This window comes from Streptomyces sp. NPDC050625, assembly GCF_040654755.1.
In the GTDB taxonomy this organism is placed as follows: Bacteria; Actinomycetota; Actinomycetes; order Streptomycetales; family Streptomycetaceae; genus Streptomyces.
In genome coordinates this window covers 86,385-111,290 of the sequence record NZ_JBFAIQ010000019.1, presented here as the reverse complement: position 1 = coordinate 111,290, position 24,906 = coordinate 86,385, and the positions used below count along the sequence as shown (strand labels likewise).

At 71.3% G+C, this 24,906-nt stretch carries 21 protein-coding genes and 2 pseudogenes; 12 read left to right on the top strand and 11 right to left on the bottom strand.

The features are described 5' to 3' along the window. Nucleotides 1-4 precede the first annotated feature (4 nt). Nucleotides 5-1,504: a C2 family cysteine protease gene (locus AB0I54_RS32495; protein WP_363299792.1), complete on the top strand. Its 1,500-nt coding sequence runs from the start codon at nucleotides 5-7 to the stop codon at nucleotides 1,502-1,504. Beyond that, complete coding sequence (locus AB0I54_RS32490) at nucleotides 1,501-2,241, top strand: hypothetical protein (RefSeq protein ID WP_363299791.1); 741 nt, start codon at nucleotides 1,501-1,503, stop codon at nucleotides 2,239-2,241. The genes AB0I54_RS32495 and AB0I54_RS32490 overlap by 4 nt, the downstream gene beginning before the upstream one ends. 167 nt (nucleotides 2,242-2,408) lie before the next feature. Here the strand turns inward: AB0I54_RS32490 and AB0I54_RS32485 are convergent, their stop codons facing one another. Then, nucleotides 2,409-2,711: a WXG100 family type VII secretion target gene (locus AB0I54_RS32485; protein ID WP_363299790.1), complete on the bottom strand. Its 303-nt coding sequence runs from the start codon at nucleotides 2,709-2,711 to the stop codon at nucleotides 2,409-2,411. 200 nt (nucleotides 2,712-2,911) lie between these two features. Between AB0I54_RS32485 and AB0I54_RS32480 the strand changes: the two genes are divergently transcribed. Continuing rightward, nucleotides 2,912-7,492, top strand: a complete 4,581-nt coding sequence (locus AB0I54_RS32480; protein WP_363299789.1) for an FtsK/SpoIIIE domain-containing protein — start codon at nucleotides 2,912-2,914, stop codon at nucleotides 7,490-7,492. Between the two features lie 348 nt (nucleotides 7,493-7,840). Then, the gene (locus AB0I54_RS32475; RefSeq protein ID WP_363299788.1) at nucleotides 7,841-7,969 is read left to right on the top strand and encodes a hypothetical protein; all 129 of its coding nucleotides are present in this window, start codon (nucleotides 7,841-7,843) and stop codon (nucleotides 7,967-7,969) included. A 7-nt stretch (nucleotides 7,970-7,976) separates the two neighbouring features. Here AB0I54_RS32475 and AB0I54_RS32470 read toward each other — a convergent pair whose 3' ends face one another. Together AB0I54_RS32470 and AB0I54_RS32465 are read right to left on the bottom strand one after the other, a co-directional pair. Further along, on the bottom strand, nucleotides 7,977-9,722 hold the full coding sequence (locus AB0I54_RS32470; RefSeq protein ID WP_363299787.1) for a serine/threonine-protein kinase: 1,746 nt from the start codon (nucleotides 9,720-9,722) through the stop codon (nucleotides 7,977-7,979). Between the two features lie 71 nt (nucleotides 9,723-9,793). Next, nucleotides 9,794-10,642 carry a menaquinone biosynthesis protein gene (locus AB0I54_RS32465; RefSeq protein ID WP_363299786.1) on the bottom strand — a complete coding sequence of 283 codons (849 nt, stop codon included), beginning with the start codon at nucleotides 10,640-10,642 and terminating at the stop codon, nucleotides 9,794-9,796. A 289-nt stretch (nucleotides 10,643-10,931) separates the two neighbouring features. Between AB0I54_RS32465 and AB0I54_RS32460 the strand changes: the two genes are divergently transcribed. Beyond that, on the top strand, nucleotides 10,932-11,135 hold the full coding sequence (locus tag AB0I54_RS32460) for a cold-shock protein (RefSeq protein ID WP_004984723.1): 204 nt from the start codon (nucleotides 10,932-10,934) through the stop codon (nucleotides 11,133-11,135). Between the two features lie 91 nt (nucleotides 11,136-11,226). On the opposite strand, the gene AB0I54_RS32455 is transcribed toward AB0I54_RS32460, so the two are convergent. Next, on the bottom strand, nucleotides 11,227-11,790 hold the full coding sequence (locus AB0I54_RS32455) for an XRE family transcriptional regulator (RefSeq protein ID WP_363299785.1): 564 nt from the start codon (nucleotides 11,788-11,790) through the stop codon (nucleotides 11,227-11,229). Between the two features lie 68 nt (nucleotides 11,791-11,858). Here AB0I54_RS32455 and AB0I54_RS32450 point away from each other — a divergent pair, with 68 nt between their 5' ends. The 4 genes and pseudogenes from AB0I54_RS32450 (at nucleotide 11,859) to AB0I54_RS32435 (ending at nucleotide 13,723) form a co-directional block, all read left to right on the top strand. Continuing rightward, nucleotides 11,859-12,563 carry an AzlC family ABC transporter permease gene (locus AB0I54_RS32450; protein WP_363299784.1) on the top strand — a complete coding sequence of 235 codons (705 nt, stop codon included), beginning with the start codon at nucleotides 11,859-11,861 and terminating at the stop codon, nucleotides 12,561-12,563. Beyond that, a complete protein-coding gene (locus AB0I54_RS32445) occupies nucleotides 12,560-12,874 on the top strand; it encodes an AzlD domain-containing protein (RefSeq protein WP_363299783.1) in 315 nt (104 codons plus the stop codon). The genes AB0I54_RS32450 and AB0I54_RS32445 overlap by 4 nt, the downstream gene beginning before the upstream one ends. 10 nt (nucleotides 12,875-12,884) lie before the next feature. Next, nucleotides 12,885-13,025, top strand: a pseudogene (locus AB0I54_RS32440) (AzlD domain-containing protein); the annotation flags it as partial. A 50-nt stretch (nucleotides 13,026-13,075) separates the two neighbouring features. After that, a complete protein-coding gene (locus tag AB0I54_RS32435) occupies nucleotides 13,076-13,723 on the top strand; it encodes a class I SAM-dependent methyltransferase (RefSeq protein WP_363299782.1) in 648 nt (215 codons plus the stop codon). A gap of 3 nt (nucleotides 13,724-13,726) precedes the next feature. Here AB0I54_RS32435 and kstD read toward each other — a convergent pair whose 3' ends face one another. Next, nucleotides 13,727-15,496: a 3-oxosteroid 1-dehydrogenase gene (gene kstD / locus AB0I54_RS32430; protein WP_363299781.1), complete on the bottom strand. Its 1,770-nt coding sequence runs from the start codon at nucleotides 15,494-15,496 to the stop codon at nucleotides 13,727-13,729. A 66-nt stretch (nucleotides 15,497-15,562) separates the two neighbouring features. Next, nucleotides 15,563-16,108 carry a DUF6817 domain-containing protein gene (locus AB0I54_RS32425; RefSeq protein ID WP_363299872.1) on the bottom strand — a complete coding sequence of 182 codons (546 nt, stop codon included), beginning with the start codon at nucleotides 16,106-16,108 and terminating at the stop codon, nucleotides 15,563-15,565. Nucleotides 16,109-16,264: 156 nt separating this feature from the next. Here AB0I54_RS32425 and AB0I54_RS32420 point away from each other — a divergent pair, with 156 nt between their 5' ends. Then, complete coding sequence (locus AB0I54_RS32420) at nucleotides 16,265-17,161, top strand: LysR family transcriptional regulator (RefSeq protein ID WP_363299780.1); 897 nt, start codon at nucleotides 16,265-16,267, stop codon at nucleotides 17,159-17,161. Between the two features lie 113 nt (nucleotides 17,162-17,274). Here AB0I54_RS32420 and AB0I54_RS32415 read toward each other — a convergent pair whose 3' ends face one another. The 3 genes from AB0I54_RS32415 to AB0I54_RS32405 form a co-directional block, all read right to left on the bottom strand. Next, the gene (locus AB0I54_RS32415) at nucleotides 17,275-18,486 is read right to left on the bottom strand and encodes a cytochrome P450 (protein ID WP_363299779.1); all 1,212 of its coding nucleotides are present in this window, start codon (nucleotides 18,484-18,486) and stop codon (nucleotides 17,275-17,277) included. After that, nucleotides 18,486-19,538, bottom strand: a complete 1,053-nt coding sequence (locus AB0I54_RS32410; protein WP_363299778.1) for a DUF1259 domain-containing protein — start codon at nucleotides 19,536-19,538, stop codon at nucleotides 18,486-18,488. Before AB0I54_RS32410 ends, AB0I54_RS32415 begins: the two co-directional genes overlap by 1 nt. Before the next feature lie 139 nt (nucleotides 19,539-19,677). Further along, the gene (locus tag AB0I54_RS32405; protein ID WP_363299871.1) at nucleotides 19,678-21,549 is read right to left on the bottom strand and encodes an AMP-dependent synthetase/ligase; all 1,872 of its coding nucleotides are present in this window, start codon (nucleotides 21,547-21,549) and stop codon (nucleotides 19,678-19,680) included. A 513-nt stretch (nucleotides 21,550-22,062) separates the two neighbouring features. Between AB0I54_RS32405 and AB0I54_RS32400 the strand changes: the two are divergent. Together AB0I54_RS32400 and AB0I54_RS32395 are read left to right on the top strand one after the other, a co-directional pair. After that, nucleotides 22,063-22,572 (top strand): annotated as a pseudogene (locus tag AB0I54_RS32400) (SDR family oxidoreductase); the annotation flags it as partial. Then, nucleotides 22,572-23,426 carry a MaoC/PaaZ C-terminal domain-containing protein gene (locus AB0I54_RS32395; protein ID WP_363299777.1) on the top strand — a complete coding sequence of 285 codons (855 nt, stop codon included), beginning with the start codon at nucleotides 22,572-22,574 and terminating at the stop codon, nucleotides 23,424-23,426. The pseudogene AB0I54_RS32400 and the gene AB0I54_RS32395, both read left to right, overlap by 1 nt. Before the next feature lie 399 nt (nucleotides 23,427-23,825). Here AB0I54_RS32395 and AB0I54_RS32390 read toward each other — a convergent pair whose 3' ends face one another. After that, nucleotides 23,826-24,476, bottom strand: coding sequence for a TetR/AcrR family transcriptional regulator (locus AB0I54_RS32390; RefSeq protein ID WP_363299776.1), 651 nt, complete (start codon nucleotides 24,474-24,476; stop codon nucleotides 23,826-23,828). Nucleotides 24,477-24,523: 47 nt separating this feature from the next. Then, nucleotides 24,524-24,823 carry a DUF4229 domain-containing protein gene (locus tag AB0I54_RS32385; protein WP_363299775.1) on the bottom strand — a complete coding sequence of 100 codons (300 nt, stop codon included), beginning with the start codon at nucleotides 24,821-24,823 and terminating at the stop codon, nucleotides 24,524-24,526. Between the last annotated feature and the right edge of the window lie 83 nt (nucleotides 24,824-24,906).

Genomic DNA, 24,906 nt, shown 5'->3' with positions numbered 1-24,906 from the left:
GCTGATGCCATTCGCCGGCTTCGACATCCCGAAGATCCGCAGCCTTGGGAGCAACCTGACGTCACTGGGCGACAACGCGGGCAAGCTGCACAGCGACATTTCCGCGGTGCTGACCCAGGCCCAAAGCCTGCTCGGCGGCAAGCCCGCCACCACGAGCCCGGCCCTCGAACCCCTGCTCGCCAACCCCTTCTCCTTCTGGCCTTTCGGGGCCGGCACCCTGCCGGGGTCGCTTCGCGGTGAACTGCACGACATGTCCGACTCGATCACGCGCCGCTGCAACCAACTGGAGAAGTGCAACGACCTGCTCGCCAAGGGGTACGCCATCGACGCGGCGCTCGCCTTCGCCGACGAGAACGCCCCCGACGAGAAGAAGATCACCGACGCACTGTCGGCACTCGCCGCACTGGACGGCAAGGACTTCGGCGACGACGGCAACCGCGACGATCTCGACGCGGTCAAGGACAAGCTCAACGCCCTGACCCCCGCCGAATTCGACGCCTTCCTGGCCAAGGTTCCGGCCGAGGACCTCCGCCGCTACGGCGACCTGGCGAAGAAGACGGACGACAGCGGCATGTGGTGGTGGGAGTCGCACGACGGCATTCCCGTCGGCCAGTTCCGCGACCACCTGAGCGAACTGCTGAAGAAGACAGGGCCGTCACACTGGGCCAAGCTGGAGGCGGCGTTCCCGGGAATACAGCCGGGATTCGACACAACGGACGCGTGGCTCCAGGGATACAACTCCCAGCTGAACCAGGGTGTGCAGGGCATGCACTACGGCATGCCGGCCGACCCGTTGTTCGTCACCCCGGGAAAGGTCGACGCGTCGAGCATCTCGCAGGGTCAGTTCGGGGACTGCTGGTACATCGCGTCCCTCACCGCGACAGCGCAGGCGGACCCGAAGTTCATCGCCGAAGGGATCAAGCAGAACCCGAACGGCACGGTGGACGTCCGTATCTGGGACAAGGACGGCAATCAGCACTGGGTCACCGTCACCCCCGACCTTCCGATGGACCAGAACGGAAACCTGGTGTCGGCCCATGGGAACGGGGAGACCTGGCCCGCGTACTACGAGAAGGCGTTCGCCCTGATGTACGGCGGCGACAAGGGCGGATCCCCTGACAACCATATGGGGGACAAGCTCTACGACCGCGCCGAGTCCGGCGACTACGGTGCCGTCGAGTGGGATTTCACCAACATGGCCCCGCCCTATGTGACCGGCCACGACTCCAAGTCGCTCGACAACAACCTGGACTCCATCAAGAAGTCCTTCGAGTCGCATCACCCGGTGATCGTGGCGACCGGGTCCGTCGACCCCAAGGACGTACCGAACGAATGGAAGAGCAGCTTCGTCAGCCGGCACGTCTTCTACGTCAAGGGATTCACCCCTGACGGCAAGATCATCCTCGGCAACCCGTGGGGTGGCGGCGCTCCGGACGTCGAGGCGACGGCCGAACAGTACGAAAAGTACTTCAACACCCCACAGGAACTGCAGGTGAAGAAATGAGAATCGCGAAAATCGGCGGTGCTGTCTGCCTCACGCTGATGCTCGCCGCCTGCGGTACGGACGGCGGTGCCAAGACAGCGGACACCACGCATCCCCCCTCTACCTTCTCGGCTTCCTCCTCGTCACCACAGCCCGTACCGGCCGCCGACAAGGGCCCGGAGTGCGACGGCGGCAAGGACGCCAAGGGCGTGCACGTCCTACGGGGCGGCGCCGCCGCCCTGCCGGGCGGCGGCAAGGTGACCTACGCGGAGGCAGGCGCCGACGGGAAGCACCGCACCGCGGTGCTGTCCCTGGGCACGACCAAGCAGACCGTGGCGGCGGGGCGAAAGGTCACCCTGGAGGGGCATTCCTTCACGGTCGCCCAGATCTGCACCTACCGGGTGGTCCTCACCACGCCGGACCACAGCGGCACGAACGAGGGGGCGCACATGGCCAAGTGGCCGACGACGCAGGACGGTCACTGGCGGCTGCGCTGGCACGTGCCCGACAACGGGCCTGCCATGGGAGCCGTCCTGTCCGACATCCAAAGTGGTCCTCCCCGGGTCTCGATCAGCGTGACGGCCCCGGGGCAGGGTCAGCTTGCCTTCTATGACGACGTACGCGGCGGCAGCACCGTCGAGATCGCGGGCCGGCTGTGGAAGGTCGTGACCATCGACGCCGGGCACATGGACGTCGAGATGAACTCGCCGGATTTCAAAGCGGGATACGTGGACTTGCGTGAGGTCGGCGACGCCTGACGGTTCTGAGCGCGTCGAGTGGGTCATCACGCTCATCGTCACCCGTGAGGGTGAACGCCATTGCAAACTCCCGCCGCATCGGTGTGCCCTGCGACAGGGCGACACGGTGCAGGCGCGGCGAGCGGTAGCTTCTCCCCGCGCCTGCACCGACGGCTGTCAGCCGTCCATCACTTGCTCCTGGCCGCCTTGGCCAGCTCCTCATCGATCTGCTCGAACTTGTCGGCCGCGTTGATGAGGTAGTCCCCCATGCCGTCAAGGCCGGCGATCGTCTCCTTGGTTCCCCGCACGAACTCGTCGAAGTTCTCGTCGAACGCCTTCGACGAGCTCTTGGTGACGTAGCCGGACTCGACCAGGTTGGCGATGTACTTGCGTAGGCCGTCGAGCTTCTCGTGGAGCTTTTCCTTCTCCTTCACGACATGCTTGGCCGCATCGCGCATGTCCTGGTATGTGACATCAAGGTCCTTGGCCATGAAGCCGCTCCCTCTTCGAACCACGGCAGAGCCATCCCTCGTGGCTCCGTGTGCGCGCAGCTTATGGCCGTTGCACTCACCGTTGCCATCGGGAAGCCCGGCTGCCTCCCGTTGCCTCGTGGTCGAAGGGAACGAACATCGTCAACTACTCTCTGTGACCTGCGTGACGAAAGCGGTCACACGGGCCTGGGAGGATCAGCGTGCGCCTGACTCTGACCGTCGTCGACCCGTTCGGCGGGGGCTCCGCCGACGTCGTACTCGATGCCGATCCCGAGTCCACCGTCGGGGACATCGCCCAGGAACTGGCCCAGCAGGTGGGGCAGAGCGGGGCGCAGGTCATTCCCATCGGGCAGCACGGGCCGGCACCTGCGGGCGGGGCGCCGCTCGTGTATGTCGACGGGTACGCCGTCGATCCGGGCGCGACCGTGGTCGGGTCGCCGTTGCGGGAAGGGGCTGTGGTCAGCCTTCAGGATCCCGCCGGGTGCCTGCCCGGTGAGCCCGCCGGTCTGGTCGAACTGCGCGTCGTCGGCGGGCCCGTGGCGGGGTTCGTGCACCGGCTCGGGGTCGGCCGGTACGACATCGGCAGCGGGCCCGCGTCGTACGTCCGGATCGAGGACCCCGAACTCGCCTCCCGCGCCCTCACGTTGTCAGTTGCAGCCGATGGCACCTGTCAGGTCGTCGTGCATCAGGACGATAAGGGGGTGGGGGTCACCCTCGACGGGGAGACGGTTGGCGAAAGCGGCAAGGTCAGCTGGCCCCTCGGCGGACAGATCGCCCTCGGCAACACCCTGCTGGAGCTGGCCCGTTACAGCCCGCCCGACGCCGCCCTCAAGTGGTCCGACGACGGGGTCGGGCTCGACTACAACCGGCCGCCCCGGCTTCGCCCGCCGGACCGGCAGACCAAGTTCCGGCTGCCCAGCCCGCCACGGGAGTACGAGGCACGGCCGCTGCCCTGGCTGATGGCGCTCACGCCCCTGGTGGGGTCCGTGGTGTCCGTGCTCATCTTTCACCGGTGGTACTACCTGATCATGGCGGGGCTCAGTCCCATCATGCTGTTCGCCAACTACTTCATGGACAAGAAACACGGGCGCAAGTCCCATGCCAAGCAGCTCAAGGAGTACAAGGAGCAGAAGGAGCGGATCGAGAAGGACGCTCAGGACGCCCTGACCACCGAGCGGTTGGACCGGCGCAATGCCGTTCCCGATCCGGCTGCCGTTCTTTCGCTCGGTACCGGGCCTCGTACTCGGCTCTGGGAGCGGCGGCGTACCGATCGCGATCACCTGGTGCTGCGGGTCGGGACCGGGCGGCTGCCCTCCGAGGTCGTGCTCGACGACCCGGAGCAGGACGACCACCGGCGTCAGGTGACCTGGAACATCGAGGACGCGCCCGTCTCCCTCTCCCTGCGCTCCCTCGGTGTCATCGGCATGGCGGGGCCCGGAGACTCCGCCCGGGCCCTCGGGCGGTGGGCCGTCGCCCAGACCGCCGCGCTGCACAGTCCCATGGACGTCCAGTTCTATGTGCTGAGCGAGAACAGCGCACAGAGCAGCTGGGACTGGGTGCGCTGGCTGCCGCACGCCCGCCCGGCCGGCGGTCAGGACGTCAACGTCCTCATCGGTACCGACGCCGAGACCGTCGGCGCCCGTATCGGCGAGCTCACGCAGATCCTCGACGCGCGGAAGAAGGCCGCCGAGCAGAACCGGGGTCAGGGTGCCGGCTTCAGCGATCCGGACATCGTCGTCGTATGGGACGGGTCGCGGCGGCTGCGCTCGCTGCCGGGTGCCGTACGGCTGCTGCGCGAGGGGCCGGCCGTCGCGATGTACGCCATCTGCCTCGACGCCGAGGAGCGGTTCCTGCCGGGTGAGTGCCAGGCGTTCGTCGTCGCCGAGCCCAAGTCCCAGGAGTACGACAGCGCTCAGAGCGACGCCTCCCGGCCCGCGGCACAGCAGCAGGTCGCCGGGGGTTTTCCGTCTTTCCACCAGGCCTGGCACGACACCAGTGCTCCGGAGGGCGAACGGAGCGAGCAGACACGGGAGTTGCGGCTGCGCGTCGAGGAAGCCGGTGCGGAGCGCATCAAGGACGTGCGGCCCGACTTCGTCTCCGCGGCATGGGCGCTGCGGCTCGCCCGGTCGCTGTCCGCCCTGCGTGACATCAGCGGGGAGACCGAGGACTCGGCCCTGCCGGGTGCCAGCCGGCTGCTGGACGTGCTCCAGTTGGAGCCGCCGACCAGCGATGCGATCGTCGCGCGGTGGCGGACGGGCGGGCAGTCCACGCTCGCGGTGATCGGTGAGTCGTACGACGGTCCGTTCGGCATCGACATGCGCAAGGACGGGCCGCACGGTCTGATCGCCGGTACGACGGGTTCCGGTAAGTCGGAGCTGCTGCAGACCATCGTGGCGTCGCTGGCCGTGGCCAACACGCCGGAGAACATGACCTTCGTGCTCGTCGACTACAAGGGCGGCTCGGCGTTCAAGGACTGTGTGAAGCTGCCGCACACCGTCGGCATGGTCACGGACCTCGACGCGCACCTCGTCGAACGCGCCCTGGAGTCGCTGGGTGCCGAGCTGAAGCGGCGCGAGCACATCCTGGCCGCCGCCGACGCCAAGGACATCGAGGACTATCAGGATCTCGTGCGCAGGGATCCCTCGCATGCGCCCGTGCCCCGACTGCTCATCGTCATCGACGAGTTCGCGTCCATGGTGCGCGATCTGCCCGACTTCGTGACCGGTCTGGTCAACATCGCCCAGCGGGGTCGTTCGCTGGGCATCCATCTGCTGCTCGCCACCCAGCGGCCCAGTGGTGTCGTCTCCCCCGAGATCCGCGCCAACACCAACCTCCGTATCGCCCTGCGTGTGACCGACGGCGGTGAGTCGAGCGACGTCATCGACTCGCCGGAGGCCGGGCACATCTCCAAGAACACGCCCGGTCGGGCGTATGTGCGCCTCGGTCATGCGTCCCTGGTGCCCTTCCAGTCGGGGCGGGTCGGTGGCCGCAGGCCCGGTGCCGCCGACCCCACCGCCCTCGCACCGTGGGTGGGCGAGCTGGCCTGGGCGGACCTGGGCCGGGCCGCGCTGGTCAAGCCGAAGGCTCAGGCGCGGGAGGACGAGGAGATCACCGATCTGAAGTTGCTCGTCGATGCCGTCCGCGACGCCAACGGGAGCCTCGGCATCCCGGCCCAGCACAGCCCGTGGCTGCCCGCCCTCGCCGAGACGCTGCTGCTCGACGAGGTCGAGGTCCCGGTCGCGTCCCTCGCCCCGGGCAGGCTGCCGCCCGCGCCGTACGGTGTGGAGGACCTGCCGGCCGACCAGGCGCGCCGCCCGGTCGTGGTCGACTTCGCGACCTTCGGGCATCTGATGATCGGCGGTGCGCCGCGCAGCGGCCGCTCCCAGGTGCTGCGGACCATCGCCGGCTCCCTCGCCCGCACCCACTCCTGCGCCGACGTCCACCTCTACGGCATCGACTGCGGCAACGGCGCCCTGAACGCGCTGACCCGGCTGCCGCACTGCGGCGCGGTCGTGGGCCGTAACCAGACCGAGCGGGTGATCCGCCTGGTCAACCGGCTCAAGGGCGAACTCGGCCGCCGTCAGGACCTGTTGGCGGAGAAGGGCTACGCCGACATCGGCGAGCAGCGGGCCGCGGCCGCCGAGGACGAGCGGCTGCCGCACATCGTCGTGCTCCTCGACCGCTGGGAGGGCTGGGTGCCCACTCTCGGCGAGATCGACCACGGCTCGCTGACCGACGAGTTGACGACGATGATGCGGGAGGGCGCGAGCGTCGGCATCCATCTGGTGCTGACCGGCGACCGCACGCTGCTCGTCGGCCGTGTCGCCACGCTCACCGAGGACAAGTACGGCCTGCGCCTCGCCGGCCGCAGTGACTTCTCCACGCTCGGCATCCCGGCCCGCAAGGTGCCGGAGGAGATCCCGCCGGGGCGTGCCTTCCGCAACGAGTCCGGTACGGAAACCCAGTTCGCGCTGCTCGCCGAGGACACCACGGGTCAGGGCCAGGCCGCGGCGATCGGCGCGATCGGTGAGGCCGCCACGGCCCGGGACGTCTCCGTGCCGCGCTCCCGGCGTCCCTTCCGGGTGGACAGCCTGCCCAGCCGGATCTCGTTCGCCGACGCCTGGGAGATGCGCGACCCGGAGGCCTCCCGCTCCCGGCTGTGGGCGCTGGCCGGCATCGGCGGCGACGAGATCGTCGGCTTCGGGCCGGACCTGGCCGACGGCGTGCCGACGTTCGTCGTCGCGGGCCCGGCGAAGTCCGGCCGCTCGACGGTTCTGATGAACTTCGCCCAGTCCTATCTCTCGCAGGGCATACGGCTGGTCGTCGCGGCCCCGCGTCAGTCGCCGTTGCGCGGGCTCGACGGCACGGAAGGCGTGCTGAAGGTGTTCACCGGCGACGACATCGACGAGGACGACTTCGAGGAGGTCATCGACTCGGCGTCGCTGGAGGAGCCGATCGCCGTCCTCGTCGACGACGGCGAGATCCTTGAGGACCTGGACGCCGAGTCCCATATGAAGCGGATCGTCTCGCGCGGCGCCGAACGCGGCCTCGCCCTCGTCATCGCCGGTGACGAGGAGGACGTGTGCAGCGGCTTCTCCGGCTGGCAGGTCGACGCCAAGAAGGCCCGCCGCGGCATCCTGCTCTCCCCGCAGGAGTCGTCGAGCGGGGACCTGATCGGCGTACGGCTGTCCCGGAGCATGGTCGGCGGCCAGGTGGTACCGGGCAAGGGCATGCTGCACCTGGGCGACGGCGAGCTGCGGACGGTGGTGGTTCCCGGGTGAGCCGGGGGCGCGGCGAGGCCGGCGCGGCGGAGGGCGGCGGGGGCTTCCCTTCGCTACGGGCACACCCCCGGCCGCAGGGTCACGGCACCCGTCGGCGGGCCTCGGCGGCGCCGGTTCGATCGCGACAAGGTGGTGCGCGGACTGCTCGTGGGCCTCGCCGTCGTCGCGATCCTCAGTCCGGCTGTGGTCGCGCTGTCCTGGGCCCCGGGCTCTAAAGCGAGGTCGCCCCCGCCTGGCCCGGCGGCGGATACGGCTTCGCCGCCACGACGGGGGCCCTGCTGCCGTGGGCGGCGGCAGCCGCGATCCTTCCGCCGGCCCGAGCCCAGGAGGCACTGGCTGGTTCAGGGCATGCGCGAGCAGTACCCGTACGTCTGGGCGGTGGGCCTCGGCGTCACGGTCGCCGCGGCCGCGCTGCTCGTCCCCGTGCTCGTCGCGTACGCGCGACGGCAAAGGGACCGGACGGCGCCCGCTGCTTGACCTTCGGCTACTCGACCTTCGACATCCGGGCCACCGGATTCCCCTCCGCCGAACTGTCCGACGTGTACTTGAGATCGTCGCCGACCGGCGTCAACTCGACCGAGTGGGGAGCCGGGTTGCAGCCGTCGTGGTTGCCCTTGGCCCCCACCGATGTCGCGACGAGCTGCGTCTTCGTCACCTTCTTCAGGGTGAGCACGTCGGTGCAGACCCCGCCGAGCTGGTCGGTCTGTGTCATACGGCCCAACTCCTCGCCGACGCCCGCCCGGTGGACCGTGAGCCGGAAGGTGCCGATGGGGAGATTGCCGTCGAGGGCGGTGCCCTGGCCCTCCCAGGTGCCGAGGTAGCGGGCGGGGACGGCGGTCGGCGTGCTCGCGGCGTCGCTGGAGGAGGCGCTGGGTGCGGTGCTGGATGCGGTGCTCGGTGCCTGGGAGTACTGCTGGTCGCTGCCGGCGTCGGAATCCTTGTCGCCGCCGAGCATCGGGCGGATCACGAAGCCCAGCCCCACGGTCACCGCGGCCAGTGCCCCGGCGACCGCGAGCGCCACCGTGCAGCTCACCCGGCGCCCACGGCCTCCCTCGCCCTGAGTGGAGGCGGCCGCCACGGAGACGGAGACCTTGCCCGGCGGCTGCTCGGCAGGCACCGCGTCCCGCGGCTCCGGTACGACGGTCGGGGCACCCGGTACGGCGTTCTGCTCCCCCGGCACGAAAGTCGGCGGCCCCGGCGCGACGGCCGGGGACGCCGGCGCCGACATGTCCGGCGCCGGTCCGAACTCCCCCGCCGCGGCCGGGGGCACTGCGCCCGCGTTCCCGCCCACCGACGGACTGCTGAAGCCCACCGGCCCGGACGGCACCGCCTCCGCGGTCTCCAGATTGAGCAGCCGTACGGCGCTCCGGCTGACCTGCTCGACCAGCGCCCCCGGCAGCCACCCGCCCGCGACGAGCCGCGCGGCCCCGTCGGGAGCGAGGCGTCGGCCGATCTCCCCGGGGGTCGGCCGCGCGCCCGGGTCCTTCGTCAGGCAGGCCTCGGCCACCTCCCGCAGCTCACCGCCGAGCGAGCCGAGTTCGGGCGGCTCGTGGACGACCTTGTAGAGCAGGGCGGCCGAGGAGTCCCCGGGGAAGGGCGGATTCCCGGTCGCCGCGTAGGCCAGGACCGCGCCGAGGGAGAAGACGTCCGCCGCGCCGGTGACCCCCTTGCCCAGGATCTGTTCGGGCGACATGTAGCCGGGCGAGCCGATCGACACGCCGGACGAGGTCAGCGACGCCGTGCCGTCCGTGGCCCGGGCGATGCCGAAGTCGATGAGCAGCGGTCCGTCCAGGGTCAGCAGGACGTTGGACGGCTTCACGTCCCGGTGCACCAGGCCCAGTTCGTGCACCGCCGCCAGTGCCTCGGCGAGGCCCGCGCCCAGCACCCGTACGGAGTGCGCGGGCAGCGGTCCGCCGTCGGTCACGGCGGCCGCGAGGGACGGGCCGGCCGCGTAGCCGGTGGCGACCCAGGGCACGGCGGCCTCCGGGTCCGCGTCCAGGACCGGCGCGGTCCAGGCGCCGCCGACCCGGCGCGCGGCCTCGACCTCGCGCCGGAAGCGGGCGCGGAACTCCTCGTCGAGCGCGAAGTGCGGATGCACGATCTTCACGGCGACCGTGCGGCCGCCCGTGCTCCGCCCCAGGTACACGCGCCCCATTCCGCCGGCACCGAGCCGGCCGAGGAGCCGGTAGGGTCCGACGACGGTCGGTTCGTCGACTCCGAGCGGCTGCATGGCGTCCCCCTCCCCCTGGGTGCTGTCGTCGTACGACAGGATCTGCGCCTGGCTGCCCTGCAGCGTAGTGATTAGGGCTGGAGCAGATCCACCTTCACATCCGCCGGGAAGCCCGTGGTCGGGCCCACCCGGCGGGCGAACTCCGCGACCGCCGCCAGCTGGGGCCCGCCGAAGCGGAAGTCGAGGGTGGTGAAGTACTGCTCCAGGACCCGCTCGTCGAAGGCCTCCCAGCGGGCCGCCTGCTCGGCGACCTTGCCGACCTCCTCCAGGGAGAGGTTGCGGGAGGACAGGAACGCCTCGTGCACCTGACGGGTGATCAGCGGCTCGCGCTCCAGGTAGTCACGGCGGGCGGCCCACACCGCGAAGACGAACGGCAGGCCCGTCCACTCCTTCCACAGCGCGCCCAGGTCGTGCACGGCGAGGCCGTAGCGCGGCCCGTCGAGGAGGTTGGCCCGCAGCGCCGCGTCGCCGATGAGCACCGCCGCGTCCGCCTCCTGCATCATCAGGCTGAGGTCGGGCGGGCAGGTGTAGTAGTCGGGCCGTACGCCGTAGCGCTCGGCGAGCAGCAGCTGGGCGAGGCGGACGGAGGTGCGGGAGGTGGAGCCGAGGGCGACCCGGGCGCCGTCCAGCCGCTCCAGGGGGACCTGCGAGACGATCACGCAGGACATCACCGGGCCGTCGCAGCCGACCGCGATGTCGGGGAAGGCGACCAGGTCGTCGGCGTTGCGCAGGAACTCGACGAGGGTGATCGGCCCGATGTCGAGGTCCCCCCGCACCAGCTGCTCGCTGAGCTTTTCCGGCGTGTCCTTGGTCAGCTCGAAGTCGAGGAGGGTGCCGGTTCTCGCGAGCCCCCAGTACAGGGGCAGGCAGTTCAGGAACTGGATGTGACCGACGCGCGGCCGGGTGCGAGAATTGTCCACATCGCGAGACTAGACCCCATGAGGTACGGTGCTGTCTCCGACCCCACGGTCAACCCGGCTCACCGGATCTTCAAACATCCGGGTGACGTGATCTTGACCTCTATTGCTTTCGGCTGCCTGCATGCTAGGCTCGCCGCAAGTTGCAGTTTGGTTTCCCTTGCAGTACAGAGCCTGCGGAGCATGTGACCGCGGGCTCTCGTCGTTTTCAGACATATGCAGTTGTGCGGCGTTGTTTCACACTTGCAGGTTCTGGAGCAGGGCAAACCCTTTGTGAGCCCAAGGAGGGCTTATGGCTACCGGAACCGTTAAGTGGTTCAACGCCGAAAAGGGCTTTGGCTTCATCGCCCAGGAGGGCGGCGGCCCCGACGTCTTCGTTCACTACTCCGCGATCAACGCCACCGGCTTCCGCTCCCTCGAGGAGAACCAGCAGGTGAGCTTTGACGTGACGCAGGGCCCGAAGGGTCCGCAGGCGGAGAACGTCACCCCCGTCTGATCTCTGCCTGACCGCAGAACCTGAGAGCAGTACCCAAGGAGCCCCGCGCCGCAAGGCGACGGGGCTCCTGCCTTTTGAGTTCATTTCCGGTTCACATGTGCTGCATGATCAGTACGAACTTCGTTCCGGCCGTGAGTGCCTCGTAAGCGTGCGGCACGTCCCCGCGGTACGACATGTAGTCCCCCGGTCCCAGTTCGACCGCCTCGCCGCGCGGTCCGGCCTTCACCGTTCCCGCACCGACCACGATGTGCTCCGTGGTCCCGGGAATGTGCGGCTCGGAATCCCGTACGGTCCCGGGTTCCAGCCAGACGTAATAGATATCCCTGCGCGCGCCCGGCGGGCTCGCGGACAGCAGCGTGGCCAGATAGCTGGACTGCTCGGAATGCACCGTGGGTCCGGCGCCGGCCCGGATCACCTGGACGGCGGGCGCGGGCGGCTCGACGAGTGCGCTGAAGGGCACCCCGAGGGCCACCGCCAGTGCCCAGATGGTCTCCATGCTCGGATTCCCGCTCGCCGCCTCCAGCTGGGACAGCGTGGACTTCGCGATCCCGGCGCGCTTGGCCAGCTCGGACAGGGACAGCCCGGTGCGGGTGCGCTCGCGCTTGAGGGACGCGGCGATCCACTCCATCGGGAGCCGGGCGGGAGGCTGGGACATGTCGTTCGCTCCATCGGTACGATCGTTCGCCTTGACGGACAGGGCGTGCGTTGTTCATTGTAGAAAACATGCGTTCGCTTCTCCGAACACGCTCGCTTCTCCGCACACCCGAGTCCGGCTCGCTGGTCCGGGACAGTTCACTCGTCTGGCTGGCCGGCGGCATCGTCGGCGTGTCGTTCGGTGCCGTCTCCGTCGCGGGCGGGCTCCCGGTGTGGGTGCCGGTGGTGATGTCGCTGGTGGTGTACGCGGGCTCGGCCCAGTTCAGTACGGTCGGCGTGCTGCTCGCCGGGGGCGGCCCGCTGGCCGCGGCGGCCACCGGTCTGCTGCTCAACACCCGCACGGCCGCCTTCAGCCTCGCGGTCGCCGGGATCATCGGCCGGGGCCGGGCCACCCGGCTGCTGGGCGCGCACCTGGTCACCGACGAGACGGTCGCCTTCGCCCTCGCCCAGCCGGATCCGGTACGGCGCCGCAGGGCGTTCTGGATCTCCGGACTCGGCCTGTTCGCCGCGTGGAACACCGGGGTGCTGATCGGGGCGCTCGCCGGGAGCGCCCTGGGCGACACCGCCCGGTACGGCCTGGACGCCGCCTTCCCCGCCGTACTCGTGGCCCTGGTGCTGCCCGCCCTGCGCGCGGACGCGGCCGTACGACGCTGTGCGCTGCTCGGCGCGGCGGTGGCCCTGGCGGTGACGCCCGCCGTGCCCGCCGGGGTACCGGTGCTGCTCGCACTCGCAGGGCTGCTCCTGCACGGCCGCGGTCAGCGGACCGCCGTATGAACGCGACGGTGGCCGCGGTCCTGGCGCTGGCGGTGGGCACCTACGCCCTCCGGCTGGTGGGCCCGGTGCTGCACGGGCGGGTGGAGATCCCGGCGCGGGTGCGGGAGCTGGCCTCGGCGGGGGCCGTCGTCCTGCTCGTCGCCCTGCTGGCGACCGGCGCGCTGAACGAGGACGGCGGCTTCGCGGGATGGGCACGACCGGCCGGCGTCCTGATGGGCGGGGTACTGGCATGGAGGCGGGCACCGTTCGCGGTGGTGGTGCTCGGCGCGGCAGGCACGACGGCACTGCTGCGCGCGGCCGGGGTGACCTGAGGACGACGGGCTGTCAGTCGCCTTCCGCCTGGTGGGCCCGGTGCTGCACGGGCGGGTGCGGGAGCTGGCCTCGGCGGGGGCCGTCGTCCTGCTCGTCGCCCTGCTGGCCACGGGTGCGCTGACCGAGGGCGGCGGCTTCGCCGGATGGGCGGTGGCCTGAGGACGACGGGCTGTCAGTGCCGTCCGCTACGGTCCCCGTCCATGACCGACGCCGACTTCCTCACCGCCACCCGCACCTTCTACGACGCGATCGCCGACGACTACGCCGACCGCTTCCGGGACGACCTCGCCGCCAGGCCGCTGGACCGGGCCGTGCTCGGCGCGTACGCCGAACTGGTCGGCACCGGCGGCACGGTGGCCGACCTCGGCTGCGGTCCCGGACGGACCACCGCCCGCCTCGCCGCCCTCGGCGTGCCGGTCTTCGGACTCGACCTGTCGGAGTCGATGCTCGCGATCGCGCGCCGCGAGAACCCGGCCTTGCGTTTCGTCCAGGGCTCGATGCTGGACCTGGACCTGCCGGACGGCGGTCTGGCGGGGGTCATGAGCTGGTACTCCTCCATCCACACCCCCGTGGAGCTGCTGCCCGCCCTGTTCACCGAGTTCCACCGGGTGCTCGCCCCGGGCGGCCACCTCTTGCTTGGCTTCCAGGCCGGCGACGCGCCACGCCGCCACGACAACCCGTGGGGCCACCCGGTCGCGCTGGAATTCCAGCGGCGCCGCCCGGAGCGGATGGCGGAACTGCTCGCCGGGGCCGGCTTCGCGCTGCTGTCCCGCACGGTGCGCGAAGCGGACGAGGACCTCGGCGAGTCGACCCCGCAGGCGTTCCTGATCGCGCGCAAGCCCCTCTAGCGCCTAGAGCCGCCCGGCGAGGTCCAGCGCCGCGACGTACCCGAACGTCATGGCCGGGCCGATCGTCGACCCGGCGCCCGCGTAGCTGTGCCCCATCACGGCGGAACTGGCGTTCCCGGCGGCGTACAGCCCCGGGATCACCGAGCCGTCGGCCCGCAGCACCCGCGCCCGTGCGTCCGTCACCAGCCCGCCCTTGGTGCCGAGGTCGCCCGGCACGATCCGGAAGGCGTAGTACGGCGGCAGCCACAGGGGCGCCAGGCAGGAGTTGGGCAGGACGACCGGGTCCGTGTAGTAGTGGTCGTAGGCGCTGTCGCCCCGCTGGAAGTCGGTGTCCTTGCCGTTCAGCGCCTGGGAGTTGAACCGGTCGACGGTCGCCCTCAGGGCGCCGGCCGGGATGCCGATGGCCGAGGCGAGGGCGTCCCAGCTCCAGGCCTTGTGGACGGCGCCCGAGCCGTACCAGTCGTCGGGCAGGACGAAGGCCGGGGCGACGTCCCGGAACAGATACCGGTTGCGGTAGTTCTGATCGACGATCAGCCAGGCCGGGATGTCGGGGTCGGTGGGGTCGCGGTCGTACATGGTGTGGACGACGTCGCTGTACGGGGCGGCCTCGTTCACGAAGCGGCGGCCCGCCGCATTGACCACCAGGCCGCCGGGCAGGGTGCGTTCGGCCAGGCAGAAGTACGGCTGGCCAGGGAGCGGGATCGCCGGTCCCCACCAGGCGTCGTCCATCAGACCGAGCGCGGCGCCGGCCCGCTCCCCCGCCCGGATCCCGTCCCCCGTGTTCTCCCTGGCCCCGACGGTCCACTCCGTGCCGATGGGCTGCCGCTGGTACTGCGCCCGCATGGCCGCGTTGTGCTCGAACCCGCCGGAGCCGACCACGACCCCGCGCCGCGCCCGGACGAGCCCCGGGGACCCGTCCCGGGTGACGACGGCCCCCGTCACCGCCCCGCTCTCCGTGTACAGGTCGGTGAGCGGGGTGTCGAGCCAGAGCGGCACCTGGGCGTCCAGCAGTCCCTTGCGCAGTCCGGCGGCGAGCGACTGCCCCATGGTGAGCGGCTTCTGCCCGAGCAGGGCCGCCTTGGTGCCGCGCGCCAGGCACTCGGCGGCGACGGCGGCCCCCTTCACGCTCACCGCGGCCAGGGCGAGCCACTTGTAGTCGGCGCTGAAGACCACCATGCCGGCGGGCACCTGCAGATACGGCGGGTTGAGACGGGCGAGTTCGGCGCCCAGGACGTTCCCGTCGAGCTGGTCGGGCTCGATGGAGCGCCCGCCCGGCAGGCCGCCCGGCAGCTCGGGGTAGTAGTCGCTGTAGCCCTCCATCCACCGGAACCGCAGCGGGCTGTTGGCCATGACGAACGAGATCATGGCGGGCCCGTGGGCGAGAAACGCCTGCTGCCGCGAGGCGGGCACGTCCGACCCCACCACGGCGGCGAGATAGGCGGCCGCCTTGGCCGGGGTGTCCGGTACTCCGGCCGCCAGGAGGACGGGGTTGTTGGGGATCCAGATCCCGGCGCCGGAGCGGGCGGCGGAGCCTCCGAAGGTGGCCGCCTTCTCCACGACGACGCAGCTCAGCCCCTGTTTCGCGGCGGTGAGCGCGGCCGTCATCCCGGCCGCCCCGGCCCCGATGACGACGACGTCGTACGTGCCCAGGAGGGGCAGGTCGGCCGCACTGGCACCCTGCTGGGGCCCGGTCACCGCGAGGGCGAGTCCGGCGCCCGCGGCGGTGCCGAGCACTTGTCTCCGGGTGGGTGAGCCGGTGCGTGTGGCGGCCATGGCAGGTCCCTCCGAGGCGGGCTTGGGGGACCGGAATGTCGCGCGGGGGTCTTGTGAAGTCAAGGGCTAAGCGTCGGCCAGCACTTCGAGGCAGTCCTGCCGGGCCGGCTCGCTCAGCAGGGCGCGCCAGCGGGTGAAGAGGGCGAGCAGATCCAGGCCGTGCTTCGCGCGGAAGGCGGGGTCGTGGCGGGCGAGGTCGAGTTCGTTGGCGGCGGTGAGTTCTGCGAAGTCCCGCAACAGTCCGGGGGCGGGGCGCAGGGTGCCGTGCGTGAAGCGGTCACGGAAGGGGGAGTTGTGGTCCGTGAGGGTCGGATAGGTGGCCCTGCGGTCGCAGCTCGCGTAGAAGTACACGATCGCCTCGGCCTCGGTGCCGATCACCGTCCTGAGCTCGGGGCGGCGGTCGAGCGGGAGCAGTGCGGAGGGAAAGCCGTCGGTGCCGTAGGCCGCATGGCACAGGCCGGCCAGCCGGAGGGCGGGGCGGGCGCCCCAGACGGCCAGTCGCTCCCGTACCCGGTCGAGGTGGGCGAGGAGGGTGCCGCCCGGGTGGGCGAGGGTGTCGGCGCCCAACTGCCGTAGGCATTCCCGTGCTTGCGTCACCGTCCGGTCGTCCATGTGCCGTGTCCCTTCGGCGAGTGCGGTCGGCACCCGCTCCTCTTCCCGGGGGAGGAGCGGGTTGCCGCCTGGGCCCGCAGAAGAGCTTCGTCCTTGCCCCGCATTCCAGTCAATCCTTGGGATTTGTCACCAACTCCAAGTGCTAGCTTGGATGTCGTGACCCTCGACGACCTGCGTGTGTTCGTGGCCGTGTGCCGGGCCGGGAGCCTGAGCGCGGTGGCCCGGGATCTCGGGTGTACGCAGTCGGCCGTGAGCCAGCACGTCAAACGCCTGGAGCGGGAGACCGGAGTGGCCCTGCTGGAGCGGCAGCCGCGCGGGGTCGTGCCGACGCAGGCGGGACGGATACTCGAAGCCGCGGCCGCCGAGGGGATCTTCGGACTCGATCTCGCCGTACGGCAGTTGCGGGACCTGGTCGAGGGGCACAGCGGTTATGTGCGTGTGGCGACCGGGGCGACGACCGTACGGCACTTCATGTCGGAGGCGGTGGTCACCTTCCGCCGCCGCCATCCGAAGGTGAACCTGGAGTTCCGGACGGTCAGTTCGGGGCGCGGCAGCTTCGACGCGCTGGCGGACGGCACGCTGGACCTGGCCTGGATAACGCTCGGTGCGCCGGTGCGGGGGATCGAGCAGCGGGCGGTGGTGGAACTGCCGTGGGTGCTGGCGGTACGGGCGGACGATCCGCTGGCGGAACGCTCCTCCCTGGCCGCCGGTGAGCTGACGGACGTACGCCCGATCCGGCTTCCGCCGAACTCCGCTTCCGCCGCCCATCTGGAGGCCGCGTGCGCGGAGTCGGGGGTGCGCTTCGCCTACGACACCAGCGTCGCCGACTGGGACACGGCACTCCTGCTGGCGGAACTCGGTGTGGGACGCGCGGTCGTCCCCGCCCTGCCGGGGCTCGCCGTCCCCGGCGCCGGCCGGCTCCGGCTGATTCCGCTGCCCGCTCTGCGCCCGCTGCCGGTCGGCTGGGCGGTGCGCCGCTGGGACGCCCTCGGCCCACCGGCCCGCGCCTTCGCGGACACGGTCGTCGAGAGCGCTCGTGCCCAAGCTGCCTGAGGGGTCCCAGGCGGCCTGAGGAGGTTCGGACGGCCTGAGGGGTCCGGACGGTCTGAGGGGGTCCGGGCGATGCGCGCCCCGAACCCCCTCCGCCTCAGCCCGCCGCCCTCAGCTCACCAGGCCACCGGCAACTCGATCGGGAACCGCCGGATCGTCTCCGTGTCCCAGCGCACCTCCTCCGGCGCCACCGCCAGCCGCAGTTCGGGGAACCGTGCCAGCAGCCGTTCGATCGCCACCTCCAGCTCCGCCATGGCCAGGGGGACCGCGATGCACCGGTGGCCGCCCCAGCCGAAGGTCATGTGGGGGGAGTTGCGCCCGGGCAGGTCGGGGTCGATGACATGGGGTTCGGGATAGCGCACCGGGTCCCGGTTGGCGGCCAGGTACGACACATGGACGAACTCGCCCGCCCGGATCTTCACGCCGTCCATCTCGACGTCCTCCATCGCCACCCGGGGGATGCCGACCCCCTTGCGGAACGGGATGTACCGGAGCATCTCGTGGATCGCGTTCGTCAGGTTGTCCGGGCGCCGCCGCAGATAGTCCGCCAGCTCGGGCCGGGTCAGCAGCAGATACGCGATGTTGCTGATCTGGCAGGTGGCCGTGTCCTGCCCGCTGAGCACCAGGGTCAGGGTCATGACGGCCAGCTCCCTGTCGTTGAGCTGGTCCTCGCCCTCCCGTGCGGCGGCCATCGAGCTGATGATGTCGTTGCCGGGGGTGCGGCGGCGCTGCTCGACCATGGCACCGAAGTAGTCCGTCAGATCGGTCTTGACCTTGGCCGCCGCCGCCCTGTTGTCCGCGCCGGTGACCAGGAGCCGGTGGACCTGCTCGCGCATCCGGGACCACTCGTCGCGGGGGATCCCGAGCAGATGGAGGATCGTGTGCTGGGGGAACGGGTTCGACAGATGCTGCACCAGGTCCGCCGGCGGTCCCTGCTGTGCCATCTCGTCGAGCAGGGAGTCCGCGAGCAGGACGATCCGCTCCCGCATCCCGTCGACCTGCTGCTGGGTGAACGCCTGGGAGGCCAGGCGCCGTACGCGGCTGCTGTGCGGCGGGTCCATGACGTTGATGGACTCGGGGGAGACGATGGGCTCCGGTGTCATCCGGGGATAGTCGTGGCCCATGATCTGCGCCCGGCTGAAGCGCTGGTCGGAGCAGACCTGCTGGACCGAGCGGAAGCCGGTGACCAGCCAGGCGCCGGCGTCGCCGTACGGGAGCCGGATGCGGGTGAGGGAGTCGCGTTCCATGATGGCCGCGAGCTCGGGATCGAAGTCGAGGGCGTCGCTGTAGTCGAACGGGCAGGTGATCGGCTCGTCGCTCGTGCTCATCAGGCACCTGTCCCCTTCATCGGCGTGACATTGGTGGCGTCCACGACGGGGCGCAGGCGCCGCGCCAGGGTCACGGCGTCGCCGACGGCCCAGTAGTGGACGAAGAACAGCCGGGGCTGGTCGGTGAGGTTGTGGTGGTGGAGCTCGACGAGGTCGGCGCCGCCGCGCCGGAGCCCGGCGAGGACGTCCTGGACCTCGTCGGCGATCACGGCGAAGTCGCCGCTGATCGCGGCCCGGCCGCGGCCGAGCGGCTGGAAGTTGAACGAGGTGGTCGAGCCGAGGCCCGGCGGCAGGAGGAGATGGCCGTCGGTGATGGTCTCCCTGCGGACGAACGTGCTCTGGTAGACGCCGCTGTCGGCGGTGCCCTTCACCCCGAGCGCGGCGTCGATGGCCGCGGTGTCCAGGTCGAAGGGTGGGGCGAGGGGCACGACGGGGGGCACGGTGAAGGCGGCATGCGGCTTCGGGAACGGGGTGGCGGTGCGGTCCAGGGCGGCGCGCAGTCCGCGGGCGACGGCCACCGGGTCGGTGCCGTGGGCGTGGAGGTGGCACCACCAGATGTCGGGCCGCTGGGCCAGCAGGTGCTTGTGGATCGCGGTCTGCCCGATCCCGTGCTCGTGCAGGGCGTCGCTGAACGGCTGGAGTTCACGCTCGGTGACCACCGCGTCGCCCATGAGGAGCGAGCTGCCGTCGGCGTACCGGACGAAGGACACGTGGGTGCCCAGGGCGAGCGCGGGGGCGACCCTGATGCCCCGGGAGACCACATGGAGGTCCCGGCGCAGCAGGGGCGTGTGGTACATGAACCGCTTCATGCCGCCCGGTGCGCCGAGGGCCGCGCCCACGTCCGCCCAGTCGGCGAGTTCGGTCATCACCGGCGGGACCGGGGTGTGGACCGGCTCGGTCCCCGGCCCGGCGGTCGCGGCGCGGGCGGGGGGAACCGCCCCGATCGCCCCGATCGCCCCGGTCAGTACGGGCGCGAGGGCGGCGGTGGCCAGCACGCGACGCCGGGACGCTCTCGGTCTGGGGTCGGCATGCTGCTGTCGGTCGTCAGTCATCTCATATGCCTCCTGGCGCGATGGAAGCACGGGAGAACTCCCGGACCCGTGATCTGCACCGGCACATGGGCCCAGGTGGGCTAAGCGGGCTGGAGCGGTCGGATGAGCCCACCGCACACCGCCGGACGGGCCAGGGACCCTACGCCCTGTCGTACAGCTCCTCGACCTGTGCCGAGAAGTCGCGCATGACCGCCTCCCGGCGCAGCTTCATCGACGGGGTCAGATGGCCCGCCTCCAGCGTGAAGTCGACCGGGAGCACCGTGAACTTCCTGATCGACTCGGGGCGGGAGACCAGCCGGTTCGCCTCGTCCACCGCTCGTTGCAGCAGCGCCCTCAACTCGGGGTCGTCCACGAGGAGTTCCGGCGGGACGGGATGCCTGCCGTTCATCTGGCGCCAGTGGGTGATGCCGTCGGGGTCGAGGGTGAACAGGGCGGTGACGTAGGGGCGGGCGTCGCCGACGAGCATGCACTGGGAGATCAGGGGGTGGGAGCGGAGCCAGTTCTCCAGCGGGGCGGGCGCCACCGACTTGCCGCCCGCCGTGATCAGCAGCTCCTTCTTGCGGCCGGTGATGGTCAGATAGCCCTCGTCGTCCAGCTCGCCGATGTCGCCGGTCGCCAGCCAGCCGTCGCGGGTCGCGGGGACGACCCCGCCCGCCTGCGGGTCCCAGTAGCCGCGCAGCACATGGTCGCCGGCGATGAGGATCTCGCCGTCCGCCGCGATACGGACCCTGGTGCCGGGCAGCGGCCAGCCCACCGTTCCCAGCCGAGGCTTCAGGGGCGGGGTCACGGTCGAGGCGCCCGTCGTCTCCGTCAGCCCGTAGCCCTCGAAGATCTCGATGCCCGCACCGGCGTAGAAGGCGGCCAGCCGGCGGCCCAGCGGGGAGCCGCCGCAGATGGCGTACTTGACCCGGCCGCCCATCGCGGCGCGGATCCGGCGGTAGACCAGGGGGTCGTAGAAGGAGCGGGCGGTCTTCAGGGAGCGGCTCGGGCCGTGGCCCGTGCCGGTCTGCCGGGCCTCCAGCGCCTCGCCGTAGCGCTGCGCCACCGACACCGCCCGGTCGAAGGTGGACACGCGGCCGCCCGCCTCCGCCTTGGCGCGGGCGGTGTTGAAGACCTTCTCCAGCATGTAGGGGATGGTCAGCAGGCAGGTCGGCCTGAAGGCCGCGAGGTCCGGGAGCAGGTCCTCGGCCTTCAGGCTGGGGGCGTGGCCGAGCCGTACCCCGGCCCGGATGCAGGCGATGGCGACCATGCGGCCGAAGACATGGGACATCGGCAGGAAGAGGAGGACCGACACCTCCTCGCCGGACTTCGCCTTGAAGATGGGGTAGAGGAGCTCGATCGCGTTGTCCACCTCGGCGAAGAAGTTGCCGTGCGAGAGGGCGCAGCCCTTGGGGCGGCCGGTGGTGCCGGAGGTGTAGATGATGGTGGCGAGCGTGTCGGGGACCAACATGCCGCGGCGTACGCCGACTTCGCCGTCCGGCACCGGTGCGCCGAGCTCCGCCAGACGGCTCACATGGCCCTTGTCGATCACCCACATGTGCCGCAGGTCGGGGAGGCGTTCGAGTTCGGGGCCCATGGCGGCGGCCTGCGCCGAGGTCTCCGTGACCAGGGCCACCGCGCCCGAGTCCTGGAGGATCCAGCGGGTCTGGAAGACCGAGGAGGTGGGATAGACGGGGACGGTGACGAGGCCGGCGGCCCATGCGGCGAAGTCCAGCAGGGTCCACTCGTACGTCGTGTTGGCCATGATGGCGATCCGGTCGCCCGGTACCAGCCCCTCCGCGATCAGGCCCTTCGCCACCGCCAGGACCTCCTGGGCGAACCGGGCCGCCGTGACGTCCTCCCAGTCGCCGCTCGCCGTCTTGCGGCTGAGGACCACGGCTCCGGGTTCCGCCTGCGCGTTGTCGAACGGCAGGTCCGCCAGCGACCCGTGCGTCACCGGCGGGGCGAACGGCGGTACGGAGGCCTCGCGTACGGCTCCGTCGAGGCGGCGTGTCTCGGGCTCCACGAGGATCGGCGCACCGTCGTAGTCGGTCGCCGAGACCGTCGCGCCGGAGGAGAGGGGGGCGTTCGGGTACGGAGTGGACACGGGGCGGCTCCTCTGGCGTGCAGCGGTGGACTGCTTGCTGCATGTCGTACGTGCCTCGCGCACCGAGGCGTTCAGCGGCGGTTCGTCCAAACAGGGGTTACCGCTGGTCAGGCAGGCGATCGTACGGGGCCGCTGTGGCGGGCTTGTGCGCTTTCGGGAATGGTCCGGGAACGGGGCTGTGCAATCTCGTGGGTTGCGTGAGGGAGGTTCAGGTTCTGACGGAATCGCCGTGACGTAGGCTTACCTCCGGTAACCTTACTCCAGAGTAAGCAAATTCGCCCCAGTCTTGCGGGAGTTGGAGACATGGCCGACCGCTACCTCAGCCTCACCGGCACCGCACCCGGCCGCGTCCCGGCCCGCCGGCTGGGACTCCCACAACCCGCACGACTCAGCCGCAGGTCGGCCCAAACCCCTTCCCCGACCGGCCCTTTGCCGGACGGCGCCCAGGTCGTCGTACTCGACGTGCCCGCCGCCGAAGCCGACGCGCGCGGGGTCGCCGAGCGTTGGAGTTCGGTCCTGGAGGTCAATCTCGGGAGCGTGCTCCGTACGACCGACGCGCCGCTCGCGAGCGGCACCCTGCGGCCCGGCGGACGGATCGTGGCCACCGCCTCCATCGCCGGGCTCGCCGGGTTCGCCGGCAACGCGGGGCAGACGAACTACGGCGCGAGCAAGGCCGGGGTCGTCGGGCTGGTGCGGTCCCTCGCGCCGCGGGCGGCGGCCCGGCACGGGGTGACCGTCGACGCGGTCGGGCCCGGCTTCATCGAGACACGGATGACCGCCGCGACACCGCTCCTCGTCCGGGAGGCGGGGCGCCGGATGAACTCCTTCGCCCAGGGCGGCCTGCCCTTCGACGTCGTCGCGACCACCGCCCGGCTCGCCCGCCCCGCCTCCGGCGCGGTGAACGGGCGGGGCGTGCGGGTCTGCGGCCAGCGCCTGCTGGGGGCCTGATGTCCGCCGCCGTCGTCCTCACCGGCTCCCCCGCCCTCGCGCCCCTGCTCGCCCGGGGCGCCCTGCGCTCGCCGTTCAAGCGGCCCCGGCCCGACGCCGGCTTCCCGCGCACCCGGCTGGTGCTGCCCGGCGTACGCGTCGACCTGGCCCGGCTGGCCGCCTACGAGCGGGTGTGCGGCTTCGCCACCGGTGACGACTCGCTCCCGGTGACCTATCCGCACGTCCTCGGCTTTCCGCTGGCCATGCGGCTGATGAGCGGCCGCGACTTCCCGCTGCCGCTGCTCGGCCTGGTCCACACGTCCATAGAGATCACCCGGCGCTCAGGGCTTCCGGCCACCGGGGAGTACGAACTCTGCGTGCACGTCGACGGGTTGGCGCCGCACCGGCGCGGGACGGAGGCGGCCGTCGTCACCGAGGTGCGCGGCGACGGGGAGGTCGTATGGGAGTCGCGGAGCACCTATCTCGCCCGGCACCGGACCGGTTCCGGCGCGCCCCGGCAGACCGGCCGCGAGCGGGGGCCGCTGCCCGCCGTCGCCGAGTGGCGGATCGCGCAGGACGTCGGACGGCGGTACGGGGCCGCGTCCGGCGACCGCAACCCCATCCATCTCCACCCGCTCACCGCCCGCCTCTTCGGCTTCCCCCGGGCCATCGCGCACGGCATGTGGACGGTGGCCCGCTGCCTCGCCGCGCACGGCACGCCCGGGGCGGTGCGGGTGCGGGCGGAGTTCCGCGCCCCGGTGCTGCTGCCGGGCACCGTGCGGTACGCGGCGGACGACGCGGGCGGCTTCGAGCTGCGGGACGGCGACGGGCGCCACCTCCATGTGACCGGCGAGGTGCGCCCGCTCACCGCGTGAACACGTGAACGGGGGCGAACAGCAGGTGACCGGTCGCCGGTGCCGGCCGCACACAGCCCGGCCCCCTCATGCCTCCCAGACCCCGACGCACCGTCGTGCTCGCGGACCCGGACACCCGCTGGAAGTGGGGCGCCTCCGTGGCCCGGCAGATCGCTCCCGAACACGGGTGGCGCGCAGCGGCGCGAAGAGGCTGTACCGGGTGGGGCGTCAGCGGGTGGCGCCGGCGCTGCGGCGGTGGGGAGCGGCGTAGGGCACCGCTAGGGCCTGTCCGGCGGATCATGCCGCAGACGCGGGGCCTGGCACGCCCTCCTCCGCCTTGCAGCTGGACGCACCAGGCCCCGCTCACCTGGGCTGATTCGGCGCCGCTGCTTTCCTGCGACTTGATCCGCCGGACAGGCCCTAGTCGGCGGTGAAGGGCGGGGACCAGGGCCGGCCCTCCATCAGGTTGCCGAGCCCCGCCCAGGCGAAGTTCATGAGGGTCGCCGCGGCCTGGCGGGCGGTGACGCCTGGGGTGACGTTGGCCCAGGCGGCGAGGGACTCGGCGGCGCCGACCAGGGCCTCGGCCAGGCCGGCGACCTCGCGCTCGGGAAGGTCCGGGTCCCGGTGCGCGGCACGTGCGGCAACGACGATGAGATGGGTCACGAACGCGACGAGTTCCTCGCGCATCGCGGCGACCTCGGCGGCGAAGGGCTCGCCGTGGGTGCGGGCCTGGAGGTGCAGGATCGACCAGCCGTCGGGGTGTTCGGCGGTGTGCGCGAAGAACGCCTGGAGCCCGTCCCAGAGCTGGCGGTCGGCGGGCAGTCCCGACTGGACGCCGTCCCGCACCGCCTGCGTCAGCGCCTTGCCCTCACGGCGTATGCACGCCGTGAACAGGTCTTCCTTGGAATTCAGGTACAGATACACCAACGGCTTGGACACGCCCGCCAGTTCGGCGATCTCGTCCATCGATGCGGCCATGTACCCCCGCTGGCCGAAGGTCCGTACGGCGGCGTCGAGCATCTGCTGCTCCCGCACCGCCCGCGGCATCCGCTTGGTCTTCACGGCACCCATGGGGGCAAGCCTAATTGGGCCCCCGGGCACTCAACGCGGGGAAGGCGCTAGGAAGTCTGGCCGTGGGCCCGCGCGGTGTCGTCCGCCGCGTCCTCCTGGTTGCGGTTGGCCTCCAGGTTCGACTTCATCCGGTCGACCTTCTGGACGATCTTGACGGACGCCCGGTCCCGCTCCTTGCGCAGCACCACCCAGCTGATCGGCGCCGAGAGCACCAGGGCGAGCAGGAGGACCCACAGGAAGTTCGAGTCGCCGAAGCCGCGCGGGAAGACGCCGGAGTAGACAGCGCCCCAGACGACCAAGAAGCAGCCCGCGAAGATCCCGAGCCGCATCAGCGTGTAGCGGAGCATCTCAATCCACACTTCCGTTTCGAACGGTCCTTACGCCACAAACGGGCACCGTCCAGTGAAGCACGTCCGGGACCCGATCTTGC